The following is an 18,336-nucleotide window of genomic DNA, read 5'->3' as shown; positions in this document are numbered from 1 at the left end:
AGAAGTCGATCTGGTTCGGCATCCTCGCCCTGATGGTGGTGGAGATCGGCCTGATCCACCCGCCTCTGGGCATGAACCTGTTCATCGTGCAGCGCACCGCAGGCGATGTGCCCTACGGCGAGACCGCCCGCGGCATCATCCCGTTCCTGTGTTCGGACCTGCTGCGCATCGTCCTGCTGGTGGCCTTCCCGTCCATCAGCCTGTGGTTGCTCAGCCTGTAATAAGCTGCAAACCCCAAGGCCGCCTCCGGGCGGCCTTGTTCTTTTTACCCGGCACTCATCTGGAGATCGCATGTCCGTCGTCGCCAACCCCCAACGCCTGATCGTCCTGCTCGCCGCGCTGGTGGCCTTCGGCCCGTTGTCGATCGACATGTACCTGCCCAGCCTGCCGCTGATCGCCAGCGACCTCGGCGCGGCGGAGTCGCAGATCCAACTGACCATCAGCGTCTTCCTCGCCGGTCTGTGCAGCGGCATGCTGTTCTACGGTCCCCTGTCGGACCGCTTCGGCCGGCGCCGCCTGCTGCTCGGCGGCATCGCCCTGTACATGCTCGCCAGCGTCGGCTGCATCCTCGCCGCCAAGGCCGAGCAGCTGGTGTTCTGGCGCGCCCTGCAGGCGCTCGGCGGCGCTGCCGCCTCGGTGCTGGCGCGCACCATCGTGCGCGACCTGTTCCCGCTCAAGGACGCCGCAAGGGTGCTGTCGCTGATGCACTTGGTGACCATGATCGCCACCTTGGTCGCTCCGCTGGTCGGCGGCTACCTGATCCTCATCGCCGGCTGGCGGGCGATCTTCGCCGTGCTGCTGGTCTTCGCCGGCCTGTGCCTGCTGCTCAGCGCCTGGAAGATTCCCGAAACCCACCCCAGCCACGCCCGCGGCACCTCCCTCGGCGCGGCCTTCCGCGCCTACGGCCAGATCGCCCGGCAGCCGCAGGCACTCGGCTACATCCTGTGCATGGGCCTGTCGTTCGGCGGCATGTTCGCCTTCATCACCGCCTCGCCGTTCGTCTACATCCAGCATTTCGGCGTCAGCCCGCAGCACTACGCCTGGCTGTTCGCCCTGAACGTCGGCGGCATCATGATCGTCACCCTGCTCAACGCGCGCCTGGTCGGCCGCCTCGGTCCGCAGCGCCTGCTCGGCTACGGCGCCGCGGCCGCCGCCCTCTCGGGGCTGGGCCTGGCGCTGTTCGGCAGCAGCGGCGTCGGCGGGCTGGGCGCGGTGGTCGCCTGCCTGCTGGTGTTCGTCAGCGTCACCGGGCTGCTCGGCGCCAACTGCGTGGCCAGCCTGCTGGCGCGTTTCCCGCAGCAGGCCGGCGCCGCCGCCGGCCTGGCGGTGGCCATGCAGTTCGGTCTCGGCACCGCGTGCAGTGCGCTGGTCGGCGCCCTGCACGATGGCAGCCCGCTGCCGATGAGCGTGGTGGTCGGCGCCGCGGGCCTGGGCTGCCTGCTGGCCCTGCAGCTGACCCGCATTCCGGAACGCAGCATCGCCTGAACGCTTCCCGTAAAACTGGCACGCGATCTGCATTAGATATAGCGTCCAGTTTCGGGGACCACGGTACAGGCAGGCCGGGGAATCCCCTTTTTATGCCCAGAGCCCCGGATCGCGCAGCGGTCCGGGGCTTTTTCATGGCCGCCGTCGGGAAATAGCGAAAATCGGGGTTGTGGGATTGGCTCCAATCCCCCGAGGCCTGCCCGACAAATGAGCGACGCGCACCATGAGAGTGCGCACTCAGCGATAGAGTTCGCGACGGAAGATCAGCGCGCGCTGCCCGGAGAACACACCGAAGGTCGCCCGGGCCGAGGGCGCCTCGGGAGTGCCGTTGCCATCCCAGTCGAATAACAGCCAGGGCAGCGCCGGGGTGGCGCCATTCAGGCCGGACAGGCTCACCAGCGCGCTGCCCTTGTGATTGGGCGCCGGTAATCTGATGACTCCCGTCGGAGTAGGCGTGCCAGTTGCCGCGCCCAATGTGCCGGGTGGCGTCGGGAAGTGGCTCGCCTGCAGATCGCCGGTGAAGTTGGACAGCACCACCTGACCCAGCGCAGACAGCGAGCAACTGTCTCCCGTCGTCGTCCCGAATACCGCCCCGCCAGTCGAGGTCTGCCAGCTTTCCAGCCAGTAGGGCAGATCCAGCCCCTGGTTTTCCGGGCCGCTGGCCGCGTCGATGCGCAGGCGCCCCAGGCGCACCTCGGTGCCGCCGACGGCATGGCTGAAATTCTGGCAGCTGGCCGCACTACCGGCGCTGCCGCGATAGCAGACTCCGTCGAGATCGGTTAGCTGGCCAGCATGCACGTTCAGCTGCACATGCTCCCCCCCGGCGGTCAGCACGAACGGCAGATCCTCAGCTGTGGGCGGCGACGGCAGCTGCCAGAGCAGCGCATCGGCCTGCCGGCCCGTCCCGGTCGGCCAGTTAAAGGCCCGGCTGCCATCGGCAGCACCGCTGTCCGCAACCGCCAGCGACTGCGCATTGCCCAGACTTTGCAGCCGGCTTGCCAGACTCGGCTTGCTGGCCGCAGAGCTGAGACTGTAGGACTGCCGCTGGGGAGGCGCCAGCCGCCAGAACGGATCGCGGTCGTAGTTGCGCGTCACCTCGCCCTGGCGGTTGTAGCCGGTGACGGCAATACCCGGCTGACCGCCGGCAAAACTGATGGTTTGCCCCTGATAGCTGAAGGCGCCGCAGGCCGGAGTCAAGCTGGCAGTGCTGGTCACGCCCAGATATGCCGGGGTGAAACGGCCGATCAGGGCACTCTCGCCGCCGCTGACGCTCTGGCCGAAATAGCTGCCGGCCACAGGCGTCGCGCTCAGGCGGAAGATACCGACCTCAGCCTGGCTTACATCCAGGCTGGTGGTCGTGCCCAGGGCATGGTCGTAGCTGGCCAGCGCGGAGCGGCTGCCATCGGCCGCGTGACGGTAAAAGGTGCCAGCCACGCCTCCAACGGCAGCCGCCGGCGCCACCAGCGAGGAACTCAAGGCAATTCCGTTCAAGCGGAAATTCGGCGTACTCGGATTATCGCGCAGCGCAGCCTCGGTCAGCGCTTCGCCATCGGCCTGCCAAGCCACCGCGCGGACGTTCAGCGGGAAGCTCGCACCGGCCATGCGCAGCACGCTGCAGCCGACCAGACTCGCGGCCGTACAGGTGGCATCGGCCGGAGTGGTGATATGCAGACCGTAGGGTTTGCTGACGAACTGATCCGAGCCGAGCATGACCAGGCCGCTCTCGACGCCGCTGCCGACATACTGGGCATTCAGGCGCATGAGCCCGGCATCGGCGTATTGCACATTCAGGACCGTAGTCGCCGTGTTGTCGAAGGTCAGGTTCAGGCTGGTCGGCGCTGCCGCGCTGGCTGACACCGCCCCCCCGTTCACCTGCACCGACAGACTCCCCGTGCCGGGGTCGACATAATCGCTCCAAAACTGGAGCGTGCGCGTGGCCGGGCCGAATGCCGGTACACATAACTGGCTGGTGGCGTCCTTGCGCACCGCCTGCAGTGTGATGCCGGTCTGCGTCTTGCCAGCCAGCAGGTTCGGCACATCGAAGACGAAGCCACTGTCGGCGAAATACACCCGGCAATCGGTGGTACTGCCGGTAGAGCTGGTTCGGCACTGCAGCGCGCCGTTGGCTGCCGGAAGGGCGGCACTCATTCCGAGAGTCAGATAACCCGGCGAGTTGCCGTACAGTTTCAAAAGTGTCTGGCCACCACTGAAAGCCCGCGAATTGCCACCCGCCCAGCTGCTGGGACTCAGCGTGATACTGATGCTGCCCTCGTAGAAGCGGCTGCAAGTGGCATCCGCACAGGCCTGCAGGGTGACATCTAAGGGATTGCAGGTCAGCCCGCTGGTGGCATGCAGGAAGCGGAAGTGATTGATCTGGCCGACCGAGGCGGGATTGTCGCAGAGCGTACCGAAGTCCGTTGCCGGGATGGCACTCGAGTCGTAGACGACATTATTGCCCTGCACCAGACTGCCCACCGCGGAAATCCCGCCGGCGATGGCCGGATTGTTGCCGATGGTCACATTGCCCGTCACATAGACCAGCGCATTGAGTTTGGTATTGCTGCTGTTCTGGATATCCAGATTGCCGACGACCACGATGATCAGATTCTGCGGTTTCCCTCCTTTGTTGATTTCGGCATTGTTGGAAATGGTCAGATCACCCTTGACGAAGACCCGCGCAGTCCCGGTAGTTGGCGCAGTCAATATCCAGCCATTCGCCGCGGTTCCCCCCGTCCAGTAACTGTTGCTCACCGGAACCGCACGCGGACTCTCCGCAACCAGAGACTGCGTCGCGGTGAAATCCGGCAAGGTCAATAATGGGACCCCGGCATTCAGGCCATCGCCGTCAGCACCTTTGAAAAAAACATCGGAGCACAATACCGCCCACGCCCCCGGACTGGCGGTAACCAGCAGCACAGCCAGCAAAACCCGAATCAAATATCCCAGGCGCATCGACTTCATCGCTCCACCGTCACTTCCAGCCGTCGCCAGGCATAGTCCACCCGGCTATCCGGGCTACCGTTGCTAGCGGTGGCAGTCAGTCGGTACAAATTGAAAGTGCGGATGCCTTCCGTATAGCTCTGCGCGCAGATGGCCGCAGCGCAAGGCAGCTTGACGCAGGCGACGCTCACGCTGAAATCGCTCAGACCGCTGCCGGCCATGGATGGATTACCCACCGGGCAGAGACCCGTGGTGTTGCTCTCCGCCATCAGCTGGTGCAGCCCCCACTCCAGGCCGGCGCGGGCAGCCTGGTAGGCGCGCGCCTGCTGCAGGGCTAGATCGAGGCTGGCGTTCTGGGTGATCGACAGCCGGCTCATGGTCGCCACTACCACGGCAATAATGACCATCACGAACAGCGCCGCCACCAGGGCGAATCCACGTTCAGGGCGCATTGTTCACCTGTACCTGCTGGGCCAGCCGGATGCTCTCCCCGCCCGCGCCGATGCTCAGTTGCAGGCTGGCCAGGCTGCTCGCGCTGGCGAAGCGGAAGTCGCAGCTGGTCACGCGGTCGGCCTGCAGACGGCCGGCGGCCGGTAGGGTCGCGGGCAGTGTGGCCTGCAACTGGTCGTGCTCATAGCGCAGCAATTGGCCGCCACTGCAACGGTAACCGACCACCCGATCGGCGAAGTAGATGCGCCGCTGCGCCGATGGCGCGGCGAAGGCGAAGGCGCCACCCGGCGGGGTGACGCGGATTAGGCTGATGCCGGGCCAGGCCGCCGTGTTCGACTCGGCCAGGCGGGTGAAGACACTATTGGTCGGAGTGATGCTGCCCGGGTTGCTCGCCGACCACGGACTGAACAGGCTGCTGGCGACCACCAGCCAGCCGGAGGCCGGCGGTACGAAGTCCGGGGCGAAAACCTGCAGCACGTCGCAGGCAGGCACACCGGCCACCAGCGGACCGTTGCATTGCGCAGCCGGGGTGGCGGAAAAGTTCAGGCTGTTGTCGAGAGGACGGTTGGGCAGGTAGCGCCCGGCGCTGTGGATCAGCAGCAGCTCCAGCGCCTGGCCATCGGCGCTGACCCGCACCGAACCGGGCACCGCCATGCGGATGTCGCGCTGCATGCGATTGAGCGCGCCGGCACCGATGTCCACCAGTTCGGCGCGCCGGCTCTGGGCGACGAAGCCCTCCAGCGGGCGCGACAGCACGCTGCTGACCATCGCCCCGACGATTCCGCAGAGGACGATCACCAGAATCAGCTCGACCAGCGTGAAGCCGCGCTGGCGGCCTCTGCGGGCAGTGCTCAGGGCACGCATGCGTAGGCCCCCGCGCCATCGTACTCGCCATAGCAAGTACGCCAGCCGGCGAGACTCAGTCGCTGGCCGTCCGGCGTCTCGACCGTCACCGCCACCTGCAGCGCCGCCGCGGCGGTCAGGCCATTGAAGGCCTGCGGGGTGACAACGACGCGCACCCGGTAGTCCTGCAGCCCGGCAATCAGGGCGCCATCGGAGCCGCGGGCGCCCGCGTCGTCGAGACCGGCGTAGTCGCAGGTGTTGTCGAACGCGGTGCGCGCCGCCGGCGGTGGCGGACACTGGGTATGGCTGGTCGGATCGAGGAAGTTCCGGGCGAGGATTTCCTCCAGATAGGCCTCGGCGATGGCCAGGCCCTGCTGGCGCAGCATCGGGTCGGCGGAGCGCCCGCCGATGGTCGCCATGGCGCCGTAAAGCGCCGCCGCGGCGATGCCAACGATGACGATGGCGACCACCAGCTCGACCAGGGTCATACCGCGCTGGTGCCTCATGGCACAAACCCCGTTTCAGCCTCGACGCGAACGGCATGGCCGGAGCCTAGAGTGACGCTGACCGCCTGGCTGGGCCGGCCGAGGGCGTCGAAGTCGACGCTGAACGCGCTCGATAGCAGCGTACCGGCCGGCGGCGTCCCCGCGTAGGGCGCCTGCCCCGTCGAGGGATCGATTACGCTGGACGTAAAGGTGGTGCCGCTGCCCTCGCAATCGGCATCGCGCAGCACCTGGTATCCGGTAGTATCGAGGCGGAAGCGGATATGACAGCCCCCGGCCAGCGCCAGCTTCTGTGCATGGCGCAGGCCGGCGCGGACCTCCTCGGCATACAGACGGTCGTCGAACACCTGACGCTCGAAGAACCGCGGTCCCACCACGGCGGCAAGGATGCCGGCGATTACAATCACCAGAATCAGCTCGACCAGGGTGAAGCCGCGGCAATGCATGGGATTAGCAGCCGCCGGTCTGCGAGGTGATGGTGGGGGGCACGCTGCCGGTGAGGTTGGCCTGAGTGTAGCGCACGTAGCAGTTAGCGTTGGCGGCAACACGCAGCGGCCGGACGGTCACCGTGGATGTATTCACATTGGTATAGGGCCGCGGATCGATCTGATAACTGCCGGCATCGAGCCCTGCCGCACCGGCAATGCCGACGGCGCCGGCGATTTTTATGTGCGCCTGAGGATACCCTCCCTGCATCAGCACGAAGGTATCCTCATACTCGATATCGTTCGCCGAGCCGCCGCGGGTCAGCCAGGCGGCATGACCCATCGCGGCGGCGGAACGGATCGACGCTGTAGCACCCTCGACGCTAGCGATGCGTGCGTCCTTGCCGAGATCGGCAAAGCGCGCCAGGGCGAAAGCGGAGAGAATACCGAGCATCACGATCACCAGAATAAGTTCAATCAGGGTAAAACCCTGTTGTCGCCTTGGCATGGGAACGATCCTTGTCCGGGTCCAACTGCCAGCTCCGAGCTGGCTGTAGATTCATTGAGCGACAGGCGCCCGAGGGCGCCTGTCTGGTGCTACATAAAGATGCAGTGGAAATGGGGTCTGCCCCATTCCCCAAATACCTTTCTATTAGCAACCGTCAGTAGATACCTCAACTTGCGCGCCAGTCGCAGGCACCGGCGTATAAGTTACTTGGCAAGTAGTGCCCGTAGCAGGAGTGTAGCCCGTCGGAGTAAAGGTGATAGTGGACGTAGCAGTAGCACCGCCAGTAGTGCCACCAAAACCATCAATCTGCACGGCTGCGACGATGCCGCCCGTATTAGCTGTCGGGTAGCCTCCCACCATGGTCACACCAGTTGCCCCGTCCAGATCGACACTCGCAGTAGCCGCCCCCCCTTGGGCCAATTGGACCGAATGGGCAATAGCTGCAGCCGAGCGAATCGAGCCAGCCAACCCTTCGACTGCCGCAACACGAGCATCACTTCCCAGATTTGCAAACCTAGGCAGCGCAAACGCCGCCAGAATGCCCAGTACCACAATGACCATAATCAGTTCGATCAGGGTAAAACCGCTTTGCTGTTTTTTCATGACTGCAGTCCTTTCGGATAGTTAACTAAGTTGAAGGCAGAACAGATCAATCGGCCGTAGTGGTCACGGCACCAGTAGTGACGTTATAAGCGATGGTGCGTTGGCCAGCGGTACGGCCGTCAAGGCGGTAGGTGTAAGTGCAGCCGTCAGCACTAACAGCGGCCTGATAGTCGGAGTTGGCAGCGGCAGCAACGGACGGCGCCGAGCCCTGCAGCAATGCACCCCAGAGCTGCACGCATTGACCTTGAGTCGGAGCGGTATCAGTACCATCACCATTGGTACCAACTGGCCAACCACGAGTGTTCACATCAACCAGGCCATCACCAAAGCCGGTCACGTTCACATTGGGGGTAGCATCGTCGCCCTTCACCCGATTCAGCTCCCACTGCGAACGCACCAGCGCCACGCCAGCCGCCAGCGCGCCACCGGTGCCCTGCACCGCCGAGGTATGCGCATCATCGGTCGCATTCATGAAGCGCGGCAGCGCCACCGCGGCGAGCACGCCGAGGATCACGATCACCACCACCAGTTCGATCAGGGTAAAGCCCTTCTGTTGTTTCATTTCCTTGCATCTCCTGTTGCCCTGCGGGCGTTGTCACGGGTCGGTCCACTCCACCGCCCGCAGCTCCACGGCGGTCAGCCGCTCGGCTTTTGCGGTATCCATGGCTTGCTGCGGAAGGCGCACCAACTGCCAGACCTGCACGCCTTCCTTCCCACCGCTGCGCCAGCCGTCAAAACGGGCGCGGTACAGCACCCGGGCCTGCTGCGGCAGGAAATACCAGCAGCCCCGGCTCGGCGTCTGGTCCTGTGCCAACTCGCCGCAGTAGTTGCCCTGTTGCCCGCGCAGCAGGACGAACGGATTGCGCATGGCCCAGCCCGCATCCAGCGGGCGGCCCTGCGCCATATTCTCGGCGGCCAGCGCGTTGAGACTGCGCGCCAGGTTGCCCACCGTCGTGTTCATGGCTCCACGTTCGCTGGCCACCACAATATGCCATATTGTGATAAGGATCACATTGGCCAAGATCAAAACAAGTACCGCCCGGCTGCCCTGCTGTAGAGGCGCGACCAGCAGCAGCCGCGCATCCCGCGCCGGCAGCGGCCTCACCCCAGCCCCTTGGCCGCGCTCGACAGCTCCCACATCGGCAGGAACACCCCCAGCGCCAGGATCAGCACCATCACGCCCATGGCGACGATGAGGATCGGCTCGATGGCGTCGGCCAGGCGCTTGAGGTCGTAATCCACTTCCTGCTCGTAAAAGTCAGCGACCTCGATGAACAGGTCATCCAGCGCGCCGGTTTCCTCGCCGACCGCCATCATCTGCAGCACCAGCGGGGTGAACAGGCCGCTGGTCGCGGCGCCGCGGGTCAATGCCTCACCGCGCTCGACACCCTCGCGCATGCCGGTGATGGCCCGGCCGATATGCCGGTTGCCCACCGTATGGCTGTTGATCGCCAGCGTCTGCAGCAGCGGCAGACCGGCGCGGTACATCATCGCGAAGGTGCGGGTGAAGCGGGCCAGGGCGATGCGCTCGAAGATCGCGCCGATGATCGGCAGGCGCAGCTTGCGGCGGTCCCAGGCCAGCGCACCGGCCTCGGTGGCGACCCAGCGACGCAGGGCGGCCACCCCGGCGGCAGCGGCGATGCTCAGCAGCCACCACCACTCGCGCATGAATGAGGAGAAACCGATCAGTACCCGGGTCGGCCAGGGCAGCTCGGCGTGGAACTGGGCGAACACCTTGGAGAACGCCGGGATCACCAGCCAGTTGATCACCACCAGCGCCACCAGCATGGCGATCAGCACGAACAGCGGGTAGCGGGTGGCCTGCTGGATGCGCTTGCGCGTCTCGCGTTCCATCTCCAGGTAGCCGGCCAGCTGGCGGAAGGCCTGGTCGAGCTGGCCGGTGTTCTCGCCGACGCTGATCATGCTGACGAACAGCGGGTTGAACACCTTCGGGTGATTGCCCAGCGCGACGGCCATCGCCGTGCCGCCTTCGAGGTCGCCGCGCAGGGTCTGCAGCACCTGGCGGAAGAACGGATTGCGCGCCGACTCGGCGAGACCGCCGATGGCGTTGATGATCGGCACGCCGGCCTTGCTCAGGCTGTGCATCTGCCGGCAGAAGATGATCAGCTCCTCCAGCTCGACACGCTCGCGGCCAAATAGCTTCTTCAGCGCGCCCCAGGCGTCGCCCGAGCCGGCGGCCGGTGCGCGCTCGGGGTCGATGCTCAGCGGGGTGATGCGTTCGCCCAGCAGCACGCCGGCGAGCGCCTCGGCACTCGCCGCCTGGCGACTGCCGCTCACCTTGCGACCTTGGGCGTCGCGCCCGCTGAAGCGAAAGCTCGCCATCAGGCCACCCGCTCGTCACTGAGGCTGGCGCTGACCCGCAGCACCTCCTCGATGCTGGTCATCCCGGCCAGGGCGAAGTCCAGCGCGCAGGCGGCCAGCGGCCGGTACTGCGGCTGCGCGCGGGCGGCGTCGATGAACGCCTGCGGATCGTTGCGGCGCAGCGCGGCGGCGAGCGGCGCGTCGATCTCCAGCAGTTCGTAGACGCCGATCCGGCCCAGGTAGCCGGTGTTGTGGCACTGGTGGCAGCCGCGGCCGTGGACGAAACGCCGGCCCGCCAGCGCGGCGCCGTGGATCGCCTCCAACCAGTGCAGTTCGCGCTCGGCCGGCTCCTGCTCGCTGCGGCAATGCTCGCAGACGCGGCGCACCAGGCGCTGGGCGAGCACGGCGTTGAGCGCGTTGGCCACCAGGAACGGTTCGGCGCCCATGTCGACCAGGCGCAGCGGGGAGGTCAGCGCGTCGTTGGTGTGCAGGGTGGACAGCACCAGGTGGCCGGTCATGGCGGCGCGCAGGGCGATCTCGGCGGTTTCCTGGTCGCGGATCTCGCCGACCAGCACGATGTCCGGGTCCTGGCGCAGCGCGGCGCGCAGCACGCGGGCGAAGGTCAGCTCGATCTTCGGGTTGACCTGCACCTGGTTGACCCGCGGCAGGCGGTACTCGACCGGATCCTCGACGGTGATGATCTTCTTCTCCGGGCCGTTCAGCTCGGCCAGGCCGCCGTACAGGGTGGTGGTCTTGCCCGAGCCGGTCGGGCCGGTGACCAGCACCAGGCCGTGCGGGCGCTGCAGCAGTACGCGCAGGCGCGCCAGCAGCTCGGCCGGCATGCCGGTGCGCTCGAGCTGGAACACCCCGGCGCTCTGGTCGAGCAGGCGCAGCACCACCGACTCGCCGAACTGCACCGGCATGGTGGAGACGCGCACGTCGAGGTTGTGGTTCTTGACCCGGATGTTGAAACGGCCGTCCTGCGGCAGGCGCTTCTCGGAGATGTCCAGGCCGGCCATGATCTTCAGGCGCAGGACCAGCGCCGAGGCGATGCGCGCTTCCTTGAGCAGCTGCTCGTTGAGTACCCCGTCGATGCGCTGGCGGATGCGCAGCACCTGCTCGTCCGGCTCGATGTGGATGTCCGAGGCCTTCATCTGCACGGCGTCCTCGAACAGCATCTGCAACAGGCGCACCACCGGGGCGTCGCTGTTGTCGAGGCTGAGACCGCTGAAGTCGAAGTCGCTCTCCTCCAGGCGCTCGTCGAGCTGGCCGGCCAGCGAGGCGATCTCGCTGGTGCGCCGGTAGAAACGGTCGAGGCAGTCGAGCAGATCGCGCTCCAGCACCACCGCCGGCTTGAGCGGCTGGCGCAGCACGCGGGCCATCTCGTCGAGGGCATAAAGGTCCAGCGGGTCGCTCATGCCGACCAGCAGGCCGTCGCCCTCCTCGACCAGCAGGATGACCCGGAAGCGCCGCGCCAGGGCTTCCGGCAGGCGCTGCACCAGCGCCTCGTTGAACTTGAACTGGCGCAGGTCGACGTGGGGGATGTCGAGCTGGCGCGACAGCGCCTCGAGCAGCTTGCGCTCGCTGATGAAGCCCATCTCGACCACCGCGCGGCCGAGCTTGACGCCGCTGCGCTTCTGCTCGTCGAGGGCCAGTTGCAGCTGGCCCTCGCTGATCAGGCCGGACTGGACCAGCAGGTCGCCCAGGCGCACCTTGCGTCGATGCAGTTCTTGGCTGTCCATCAGGACTGTCCTCCCTGGGTTTGCGCCCGTTCCTCGGCATAACGCCGGCTGGCGTCGTCGAGGCCGCGGCCCTGCAGCGCCAGACGGTAGTGCTGAGCGGCGGCGGCACGCTCGCCGAGTCGTTCGAGGGCGATGCCCAGGCCGAGCTGCCAGCTCGCCTGCTCGGGACGCAGCAGCACCAGGTCGCGATACAGGCGGGCACTGTCCTGCCACTGGCCGGTCTGCTGGTAGCAGGCGGCGAGCAGCGCGTGGTAGGCCGGATCGCCGGCCAGCGGCGGCAGACGTTCGGCCAGGGTGGCGACCGCGGCGGCGTGGTCGCCGGCCTGCAGCTGGGCACGGGCGAGCAGCACGCGCAGTTCGCTGTCGGCGGGGAAGCGCGCCACTTGCGCCGGCAGTTCGGCGAGCAGACGCTCGCCCTGGCCGTCGGCCAGCCAGGCGCGGGCCAGCCAGTGCAGCGCCTCGCGGTTGTCGGGCTGGCTGCGCTTGAGTTCTTCCAACAGGCCGATGGCGCGTGCCCGTTCGCCGGCGAGCAGCGCCTGACGCGCCTCGGCCAGCGGCTCGGGGCGGTGGCTGGCGACGCTGAGCTGCGGCGCCGCGGCGCTGGCGGGACGGGCCGCCGGCACCACCGGCGCGCTCGCCGCGGCGACCGGGCGCGCGTCCTGCAGCGGTTCGGCGGGCGCGGCGCTGGCCGGCTCGCTTTCCTTTTTGGCCGGCCGGGCGCCGCGCTCGGTGGCGCCGGCGACCGGCAGCTCGGCCGGATCGAAGTCGTCCGCCGTCCCGGCGGCGAGCGGCACCTCGACCCACAGCTGCCAGCGCTCGCCGGCCGGCTCCAGGCGGTCGCGCACCTGCAGGTCGTCGCCGAGACCGACCAGCAGCAGCTCGGCGCCATCCGCCAGCGGCTGCAGGCTCCAGCTCAGGCTGCGCCCGGCGTGCGCCAGGCGGCCGGCGCGCGGACCATCGTCAGTCAGGCGCAGGTGCGGCAGGCGCAGGCTGACCACGCCGCTCTGCTCGCTGCGGCGGTACTCGGGGGCGCGGTCGAGCAGCAGCTGGAGGACGAAGCGCTGCTCGCTCTGCTGCGGCAGGGTGGCCAGCAGCTGGATCTCGGCGGGCGCAGCGGCCGGGGGCGGCGCAAGCTGCGGGGCCGGCTCGGCAGCCTGCGGCACGGCAGCCACGCTGTCGCCGGCTGGCTGCGCCGGCGCGGGCAGCTGGCGCACCAGCAACCCGGCGGCCAGCACCAGGCCCAAGCCGGGCAGCAGCAGCCACAGGCGACGGCGCCCGGCGCGACGGGCGGCGGCGTCTTCGTCGACCGCCTGCAGGCCACCCAGCGCGGCGCGTTCGGCCGCGGGCGCCTGGCGACTTTCCAGGTCGCGCAGCATGTCGTTGACCAGGCTCACGGCAGCAGCCCTCCGCGTCCCAGCCAGTCCTGCAGCCACGGCCACAGCAGTACCAGGCCGAGCAGCCCACCGGCGCTGGCCAGGCTCCAGCCCAGCGACAGGAAGCCGCCCTGCAGGAACGGCCGCGCGCCCTCGGTATCGCGCAGCGCACGCTGCACGTGGCCGGCGCGCACGCGGCGGCTGCCGGCGCCGTAGGCGGCCATCAGCGCCTTGTGGGCGAGGATGCTGATCAGCCGCGGAATGCCGCCGCTGGCGGCGGCCAGCCGGCGCAGGGCGCGTTCGTCGAACAGCGACGCGCCGAGGTGGCCGGCATGGCCGAGGCGTTCCTCGACGTAGCGGCGGGTGTCGGCGGCATCCAGCGGCTGCAGGCGGTAGGAAAAGGTGATGCGCTGGCGCAGCTGGCGCAGGTCGGGGCGCTCGAGCAGCGTGTCCAGCTCCGGCTGGCCGAACAGCACCACCTGCAGCAGCTTGCAGCGCTCGGTTTCCAGGTTGGTGAGCAGGCGTACCGCCTCGAGGGTTTCCAGCGGCAGCGCCTGGGCCTCGTCGATCAGCAGCACGGTGCGCTTGCCCTGTCCGGCCAGCTCGATCAGCCGGCGGTTGAGCGCGGCGAGCAGGCCGTGGTGGTCGAGGCGCTCGATGTCGGTGAGGTGCAGCTCCTGGGCCAGCGCGCGGCGCAGGCCGCTCGGGGTGAGCCCGGGGTTGGGCAGCCAGGCCAGCTGCCAGTGATCGCTTTCTTCGCCCAGCGCGTTGAGCAGCGCGCGGCACAGCAGGGTCTTACCGGTGCCGACCTCGCCGGTGACCTTGACGAAACCCTCGCCCTCGCCCAACGCCACGCGCAGCAGGTTGAGGCAGGCCTGATAGGGGGCCAGCCGCACCAGGAAGGCGGTGTTGGGGGTGAGGGCGAAGGGTTTCTCGCGCAGGCCGAAGAAGTCGAGGTACATGCCTTACCTCAGCTCGCTGAAGCTGTTGGCGCTCTTCTGCAGCTCGTTCAGCCAGGTGTCGGCGCCGATCACCTGCGGGCGCAGGAGGATCACCAGCTCGCTGCGCACCAGATCCTTGCGCTGCTGCTGGAAGAACCAGCCGAGGAATGGCAACTCGGACAGCCAGGGCACGTTGGCATCGGTGTTCTCGTTGATGTCCTCGAGCAGGCCGCCGATCACCACCACCTGGCCGCTGCGCGCCCGCACGATGGAGTCGGACTGGCGGGTGGTGGACAGCGCCAGCGGCAGGTTGAGTTCCTTGTCCTCGCCGAGGGTGATGACCTTGTTCTGGTCCTCCACCCGGCTCACCGTCGGCCGCACGTGCAGAGTCACCTCTTCCTGGCGGTTGATCTGCGGAGTGACGTCCAGCGAGATGCCGGAGAAGAACGGCGTCAGCGTGACGTCCTGGGTCGGTTCGGAAACCCCGGCGAGGGTGGTGGTGTTGGTCGAGGAGATGTCGGTGACGAAGTACTCGTCGGTGCCGACCTTGATCACCGCCTTCTGGTTGTTCAGCGTGGAGATGCGCGGGCTGGACAGCACGCGCACCTGGCCCTGGGTTTCCAGCAGCTGCAGCAGGGCACTGAAGTCGCCGTTGGTGTAGAGCGCGCTGAATACCCCGCCGATGCCCGAGGCACCGGTCAGGGCCTCGCCGGACAGATTGAGGTCGACGTGGCTGCCCAGCTCGGTCCAGTTGATCCCGGCCTGGAACTGGTCGCTCAGGCGCACCTCGAGGATCTTCGCCTCAAGGATCACCTGGCGCTGCAGGTTCTGCTCGGCCTGCCTGAGGAAGGCCTCGACGTTCTGCTGGTCGCGGCTGGAGGCGCGCACCACCAGCAGGCTGGCCTGCGGGTTGACCACCACCTTGTTGCCTTGCTCGTCGCCGATCAGCGCGCCGACCACGTCGCCCACCTCGCGCCAGAAGTCGACCTCGCTGCGCGTCACCACCTGGCTGGCGTTGACCGTGCTCGCCTGGTTGCTGGTGGTGGTGCCGCCGTCGTTGCTGTCGTTGCTGGTCTTCTCCGAGGTGGTCACTGTGCCGGAGCTGACCCGGGTGTCGGTCTCGCCGCGGCGCTGCAGATTCAGGTAGTTGAGGTCGTAGGTTCGGGTCAGCAGCTGGTTGGGCAGGATGCGGTAGCCGTAGCTGGTGCGCTGGAAGTCGTAGCCGTAGGTGTCGCGCACCGCGGCGAGCACCTCGTCGAGGGTGACGTTGCGCAGGCTGAAGGTGATGGTCCCGCTGACCTCGGGATGCACCACCAGGTTCTGCCCGGCACTGTCCATCAGGCTGAGGAAGAACGCGCGGGCGTCCATGTCGCGCGCCGCCACGTCGAAACGCGGCCCGCCGGACAGCGCGGTGGTCTCCGGCAGCAGCGGCGGCAGCAGCGCGGCCTGCACCGCCGGCGGCGGGGTCTGGCTCTGGCGGCTCTGCGCCAGGGCATCCTCGAACAGGCGGTCGCTCTGCTCGCGCAGCTGGCGGTCGCCGTCGGTGAAGGTCTGGCAGGCGGCCAGCAGGCCGCAGAAGGTGAGCAGGCCCAGGTGCTTCAGGCGATGGGGCATCGTGGACATCAACGGCTCGGGCTCCGAATGGCTGGAGTCACAATGGGTTGGCTCAGGTGCAGCTCGCTGCGCTGTCCCTGGCGTTCGATCAGTACGCTGCGCGCGCGGATGGCCAGCACGCGCAGTTCGCCCAGGCGTTCGCCGACCTTGAGGCTTTGCCCGCCGATCACCGCGCGGGCGCCGGCCGGGCCGCGCAGGATCGCCTGCAGCAGGGGCGCCGGGGCCACCTCGGCGCCCGCGACCGGAGCGGCCGCGAAGGTAGGGGGCAGGGTCGGGTCGCTGACCGCGGCGGCGGCCAGCGGCCACGCCGCGGCGAGGATCAACAGCAGCGCCCTAGACACCGACCCACCCCGCTTCACGGCTCAGCGTGTACAGCTCGAGGGTGATCCGCGCCCGTCCCGGGCCGGCCTCGCCAACCTGGTAGTCGAGGCGCTCCCAGAACAGCCGGCGGCCGTCGGCGCCGCGGCCCTGCTGCTCGATGCCGCGCAGGTAGTCGCGCAGCTCGAAGTAGCTGCCTTCCAGGGTCAGGCGCATGCCGTGGCGATACAGCAGCGGCGCCGCAGCGGCGGTTGTCGCACCGGCCACCGCGTCCTTGGCGGCAGCGACCGGCGCCGCGGCGGGCAGTTCGAGCGGCGCGGAGAAGCTCTCCAGACCGAGCAGGCGCAGGCCCGGGCGCTGCTGGAGCAGATCCTGCAGCACCTGGCGCATGCGCGGCGGGTCGATCAGCGCGGCGGTGCCGGCGGCCAGTTGCTCGAGTTGCTGGTCGCGCAGCGCCTGGGCGGCCAGCAGGGCCTGGCGCACCGCCTGGTCGGGATCGACGGCGGCCAGCGCCAGCAGCTCGGCGCGCGCCGTGCGCGCCTCCAGGGCCCGGCTCTCGGCGGCCAGGCGCGCCGCCTCGAGCTGGCGCACGCGCTGGGCCAGCGGCTCGTGGCCGAGGCTCAGCCAGGCGAGGGCCGGCAGCAGCAAAACGACCAGCACGGCCAGCCACTGCTCGCGTGGCGCCAGGGTCTGCCAGCGTTGCAGCAGGGCGTTCATCGTGCGACCTCCTCGGTACTGGCCGCCTGCGAAGCGAGACGGAAGCGCAGCACGCCGCCGTCGTCGCGATCGATGTCGAAGCGGGCGAACTGGCGCCCGGCGAAGGCCTGGCTCTGGCCCAGGCTGTTCAGGTATTCGGGCAGCAGCGCGGGCTGCTGGCTGGCGCCTTCGAGCAGCAGATCCCGACCGCCCTGTTCGAGACGAATGACGCTGAGCCAGACGCCGTCCAGATGGCGTTCGGCGAGCGCATCGAGCGCCCCACTGAAACCGCCGCTGCGCTCGGCCTGCAGCAGCCGCAGGTAGTCGGCGACGCGCAGCAGTTCGCGGTTGTCCCGCTCCAGGTCGGCCAACTGCTGCGGCAGGCGCGGGTCGGCCTGCGGTGCGCGGAAACTCTGCCGAGCGGTGGCCAGATCGGCCTCGGCCTGCGCGGCGGTCTGCTCCGCCACGCTCGTCGCGGCCTCGAGGCGTTGCAGACGCCACAGCTGCCAGGCGCCGTCGACGAGGATCGCCAGCAGCAGCAGGAGGACTGCGAGCGGCAGGGCCGCGCGCGGCGGCCGGCCGTCGGCCGCCGCCTGCAGCGGCTGGTAGAGGTTGAGATTGGCGATCGCCCCAACGCTCATCGGCCACGCTCCTGGCGCAGCGCCGCGCCTATCGCGGGGAGGAACTGGGCCTGCTGGGGCGTCGGCAGGGCGAGCAGCGGCGCGCCGGCGAACAGTTGGTCGAGCGCCAGGCGTTCGATGCGCAGGGCCAGACGCTGGCGCAGCTCGGCGACCAGCAGCTCCTCCTGCTCGGCCAGCGGCAGCAGCAGCAGGCGGCTCACCGCGCCCTTGCCCAAGTGACTCTCGAAGTAGTCCAGCGAGCGCTGCACCTCGAGCGCCAGCAGGGCGCCGTTCTCGCCACGGTTGTCCTGGCCGTGCTCGATGCGTCGCGCCATGTACAGGTCGGCGCCATGCTGCACGCAGATCAGGCCGTTGCGCGCGCCGACCTGCAGCACGGCGAGGTTCTGCCCCTCGGCGCCTGCGAGCAGGCCGAGGTTGCGCAGCGCCATTTCCGGGATGTCGAGGCTGTGCAGGCGCAGCCCGCCGGCCGCCACCCAGTCGGCCAGCGCCTGCATGCGCGCGCGCGGCAGCACCGCGCAGTAGGCCATCGGCGTGCGGCCGCGATAGGCGTCGCCGGGCAGCGGCAGGGCGTCCACCACCAGGCTGTCGAGCGGCGCGCTGACCAGATCGCGGATCCGCCAGCGGATGGCGGCGCGCAGTTCGGCGGGCGGCACGTCGGGACGCTCGACCAGCAGCAGCTGGTAGTCGCCGGCAGCGAGCAGCAGGCTGACCGGCAGGCCCTGCAGGCCCAGCGCCTCGACCCGCCGGCGCAGGACCTCCGCCTCGCTGGCCGGCGACGCGGCGACGAACTCGCAGGCCAGCAGGCGTGCGCCAGCGGCGCCGCGCTGTACGCGCGCGAGCACGCAGCCGCCCGGCACGGGGGCCAAGCCAAGCAGCGTATCGGCAGCGCCTTTGGTTCGTTTCAGCCAAGCCAGCAAAGGCGTCTCCTTGCC

At 68.6% G+C, this 18,336-nt stretch carries 20 protein-coding genes; 2 read left to right on the top strand and 18 right to left on the bottom strand.

Going from position 1 to position 18,336, the window contains the following annotated elements:
* Both LMJ29_RS20915 and LMJ29_RS20910 read left to right on the top strand, forming a co-directional pair.
* Window positions 1–221, top strand: a 221-nt coding sequence (locus tag LMJ29_RS20915) for a TRAP transporter large permease subunit (protein WP_229607455.1), incomplete at its 5' end; no start/stop codon positions are given.
* A 70-nt stretch (window positions 222–291) separates the two neighbouring features.
* On the top strand, window positions 292–1,485 hold the full coding sequence (locus LMJ29_RS20910; RefSeq protein ID WP_229607454.1) for a Bcr/CflA family multidrug efflux MFS transporter: 1,194 nt from the start codon (window positions 292–294) through the stop codon (window positions 1,483–1,485).
* A gap of 237 nt (window positions 1,486–1,722) precedes the next feature.
* On the opposite strand, the gene LMJ29_RS20905 is transcribed toward LMJ29_RS20910, so the two are convergent.
* From LMJ29_RS20905 to pilM, 18 genes are all read right to left on the bottom strand, one after another.
* On the bottom strand, window positions 1,723–4,446 hold the full coding sequence (locus LMJ29_RS20905) for a DUF6701 domain-containing protein (RefSeq protein WP_229607453.1): 2,724 nt from the start codon (window positions 4,444–4,446) through the stop codon (window positions 1,723–1,725).
* Window positions 4,443–4,877 (bottom strand): hypothetical protein, encoded by a 435-nt coding sequence (locus tag LMJ29_RS20900; protein ID WP_229607452.1) that lies wholly within the window; start codon window positions 4,875–4,877, stop codon window positions 4,443–4,445. The genes LMJ29_RS20905 and LMJ29_RS20900 overlap by 4 nt, the downstream gene beginning before the upstream one ends.
* A complete protein-coding gene (locus LMJ29_RS20895) occupies window positions 4,867–5,739 on the bottom strand; it encodes a prepilin-type N-terminal cleavage/methylation domain-containing protein (protein ID WP_229607451.1) in 873 nt (290 codons plus the stop codon). Before LMJ29_RS20895 ends, LMJ29_RS20900 begins: the two co-directional genes overlap by 11 nt.
* A complete protein-coding gene (locus tag LMJ29_RS20890) occupies window positions 5,727–6,224 on the bottom strand; it encodes a type IV pilus modification PilV family protein (protein WP_229607450.1) in 498 nt (165 codons plus the stop codon). The genes LMJ29_RS20895 and LMJ29_RS20890 overlap by 13 nt, the downstream gene beginning before the upstream one ends.
* Entirely contained in the window at window positions 6,221–6,667 is a 447-nt protein-coding gene (locus tag LMJ29_RS20885; RefSeq protein WP_229607449.1) for a GspH/FimT family pseudopilin, read from the bottom strand. The genes LMJ29_RS20890 and LMJ29_RS20885 overlap by 4 nt, the downstream gene beginning before the upstream one ends.
* 4 nt (window positions 6,668–6,671) lie before the next feature.
* On the bottom strand, window positions 6,672–7,154 hold the full coding sequence (locus LMJ29_RS20880) for a prepilin-type N-terminal cleavage/methylation domain-containing protein (protein ID WP_229607448.1): 483 nt from the start codon (window positions 7,152–7,154) through the stop codon (window positions 6,672–6,674).
* 144 nt (window positions 7,155–7,298) lie between these two features.
* Complete coding sequence (locus LMJ29_RS21050) at window positions 7,299–7,757, bottom strand: pilin (RefSeq protein ID WP_319942239.1); 459 nt, start codon at window positions 7,755–7,757, stop codon at window positions 7,299–7,301.
* A 46-nt stretch (window positions 7,758–7,803) separates the two neighbouring features.
* Window positions 7,804–8,319, bottom strand: a complete 516-nt coding sequence (locus LMJ29_RS21045) for a prepilin-type N-terminal cleavage/methylation domain-containing protein (protein ID WP_319942238.1) — start codon at window positions 8,317–8,319, stop codon at window positions 7,804–7,806.
* Between the two features lie 33 nt (window positions 8,320–8,352).
* Window positions 8,353–8,862 carry a hypothetical protein gene (locus tag LMJ29_RS20865; RefSeq protein ID WP_229607447.1) on the bottom strand — a complete coding sequence of 170 codons (510 nt, stop codon included), beginning with the start codon at window positions 8,860–8,862 and terminating at the stop codon, window positions 8,353–8,355.
* The gene (locus LMJ29_RS20860) at window positions 8,859–10,100 is read right to left on the bottom strand and encodes a type II secretion system F family protein (RefSeq protein WP_229607446.1); all 1,242 of its coding nucleotides are present in this window, start codon (window positions 10,098–10,100) and stop codon (window positions 8,859–8,861) included. Before LMJ29_RS20860 ends, LMJ29_RS20865 begins: the two co-directional genes overlap by 4 nt.
* Window positions 10,100–11,821, bottom strand: a complete 1,722-nt coding sequence (locus tag LMJ29_RS20855; protein ID WP_229607445.1) for a GspE/PulE family protein — start codon at window positions 11,819–11,821, stop codon at window positions 10,100–10,102. The genes LMJ29_RS20860 and LMJ29_RS20855 overlap by 1 nt, the downstream gene beginning before the upstream one ends.
* Window positions 11,821–13,215: a tetratricopeptide repeat protein gene (locus LMJ29_RS20850; protein WP_229607444.1), complete on the bottom strand. Its 1,395-nt coding sequence runs from the start codon at window positions 13,213–13,215 to the stop codon at window positions 11,821–11,823. Before LMJ29_RS20850 ends, LMJ29_RS20855 begins: the two co-directional genes overlap by 1 nt.
* Window positions 13,212–14,156 carry an ExeA family protein gene (locus LMJ29_RS20845; RefSeq protein ID WP_229607443.1) on the bottom strand — a complete coding sequence of 315 codons (945 nt, stop codon included), beginning with the start codon at window positions 14,154–14,156 and terminating at the stop codon, window positions 13,212–13,214. Before LMJ29_RS20845 ends, LMJ29_RS20850 begins: the two co-directional genes overlap by 4 nt.
* Window positions 14,157–14,159: 3 nt before the next feature.
* Complete coding sequence (locus LMJ29_RS20840) at window positions 14,160–15,758, bottom strand: pilus (MSHA type) biogenesis protein MshL (RefSeq protein WP_229607442.1); 1,599 nt, start codon at window positions 15,756–15,758, stop codon at window positions 14,160–14,162.
* Window positions 15,758–16,090 (bottom strand): Type II secretory pathway component, encoded by a 333-nt coding sequence (locus LMJ29_RS20835; protein WP_229607441.1) that lies wholly within the window; start codon window positions 16,088–16,090, stop codon window positions 15,758–15,760. The genes LMJ29_RS20840 and LMJ29_RS20835 overlap by 1 nt, the downstream gene beginning before the upstream one ends.
* Window positions 16,083–16,784, bottom strand: coding sequence for an MSHA biogenesis protein MshJ (locus tag LMJ29_RS20830; RefSeq protein WP_229607440.1), 702 nt, complete (start codon window positions 16,782–16,784; stop codon window positions 16,083–16,085). The genes LMJ29_RS20835 and LMJ29_RS20830 overlap by 8 nt, the downstream gene beginning before the upstream one ends.
* Complete coding sequence (locus tag LMJ29_RS20825; protein WP_229607439.1) at window positions 16,781–17,404, bottom strand: MSHA biogenesis protein MshI; 624 nt, start codon at window positions 17,402–17,404, stop codon at window positions 16,781–16,783. Before LMJ29_RS20825 ends, LMJ29_RS20830 begins: the two co-directional genes overlap by 4 nt.
* Window positions 17,401–18,246, bottom strand: coding sequence for a type IV pilus biogenesis protein PilM (gene pilM, locus LMJ29_RS20820; RefSeq protein WP_229607438.1), 846 nt, complete (start codon window positions 18,244–18,246; stop codon window positions 17,401–17,403). The genes LMJ29_RS20825 and pilM overlap by 4 nt, the downstream gene beginning before the upstream one ends.
* Between the last annotated feature and the right edge of the window lie 90 nt (window positions 18,247–18,336).

The sequence above is a fragment of the Pseudomonas oryzagri genome (genome assembly GCF_020831405.1).
GTDB classification, from domain to species: domain Bacteria; phylum Pseudomonadota; class Gammaproteobacteria; order Pseudomonadales; family Pseudomonadaceae; genus Geopseudomonas; species Geopseudomonas oryzagri.
Note: the sequence above shows the minus strand (reverse complement) of the source record. Positions and strands in the feature narration are given on the sequence as shown.

Bases quoted from the DNA above. Each gene is read 5' to 3' on its own strand.
- LMJ29_RS20910 (WP_229607454.1), top strand. From the start codon at position 292: ATGTCCGTCGTCGCCAACCCCCAACGCCTGATCGTCCTGCTCGCCGCG.
- LMJ29_RS20905 (WP_229607453.1), bottom strand. From the start codon at position 4,446: ATGAAGTCGATGCGCCTGGGATATTTGATTCGGGTTTTGCTGGCTGTG.
- LMJ29_RS20900 (WP_229607452.1), bottom strand. From the start codon at position 4,877: ATGCGCCCTGAACGTGGATTCGCCCTGGTGGCGGCGCTGTTCGTGATG.
- LMJ29_RS20895 (WP_229607451.1), bottom strand. From the start codon at position 5,739: ATGCGTGCCCTGAGCACTGCCCGCAGAGGCCGCCAGCGCGGCTTCACG.
- LMJ29_RS20890 (WP_229607450.1), bottom strand. From the start codon at position 6,224: ATGAGGCACCAGCGCGGTATGACCCTGGTCGAGCTGGTGGTCGCCATC.
- LMJ29_RS20885 (WP_229607449.1), bottom strand. From the start codon at position 6,667: ATGCATTGCCGCGGCTTCACCCTGGTCGAGCTGATTCTGGTGATTGTA.
- LMJ29_RS20880 (WP_229607448.1), bottom strand. From the start codon at position 7,154: ATGCCAAGGCGACAACAGGGTTTTACCCTGATTGAACTTATTCTGGTG.
- LMJ29_RS21050 (WP_319942239.1), bottom strand. From the start codon at position 7,757: ATGAAAAAACAGCAAAGCGGTTTTACCCTGATCGAACTGATTATGGTC.
- LMJ29_RS21045 (WP_319942238.1), bottom strand. From the start codon at position 8,319: ATGAAACAACAGAAGGGCTTTACCCTGATCGAACTGGTGGTGGTGATC.
- LMJ29_RS20860 (WP_229607446.1), bottom strand. From the start codon at position 10,100: ATGGCGAGCTTTCGCTTCAGCGGGCGCGACGCCCAAGGTCGCAAGGTG.
- LMJ29_RS20855 (WP_229607445.1), bottom strand. From the start codon at position 11,821: ATGGACAGCCAAGAACTGCATCGACGCAAGGTGCGCCTGGGCGACCTG.
- LMJ29_RS20845 (WP_229607443.1), bottom strand. From the start codon at position 14,156: ATGTACCTCGACTTCTTCGGCCTGCGCGAGAAACCCTTCGCCCTCACC.
- LMJ29_RS20840 (WP_229607442.1), bottom strand. From the start codon at position 15,758: ATGTCCACGATGCCCCATCGCCTGAAGCACCTGGGCCTGCTCACCTTC.
- LMJ29_RS20830 (WP_229607440.1), bottom strand. From the start codon at position 16,784: ATGAACGCCCTGCTGCAACGCTGGCAGACCCTGGCGCCACGCGAGCAG.
- LMJ29_RS20825 (WP_229607439.1), bottom strand. From the start codon at position 17,404: ATGAGCGTTGGGGCGATCGCCAATCTCAACCTCTACCAGCCGCTGCAG.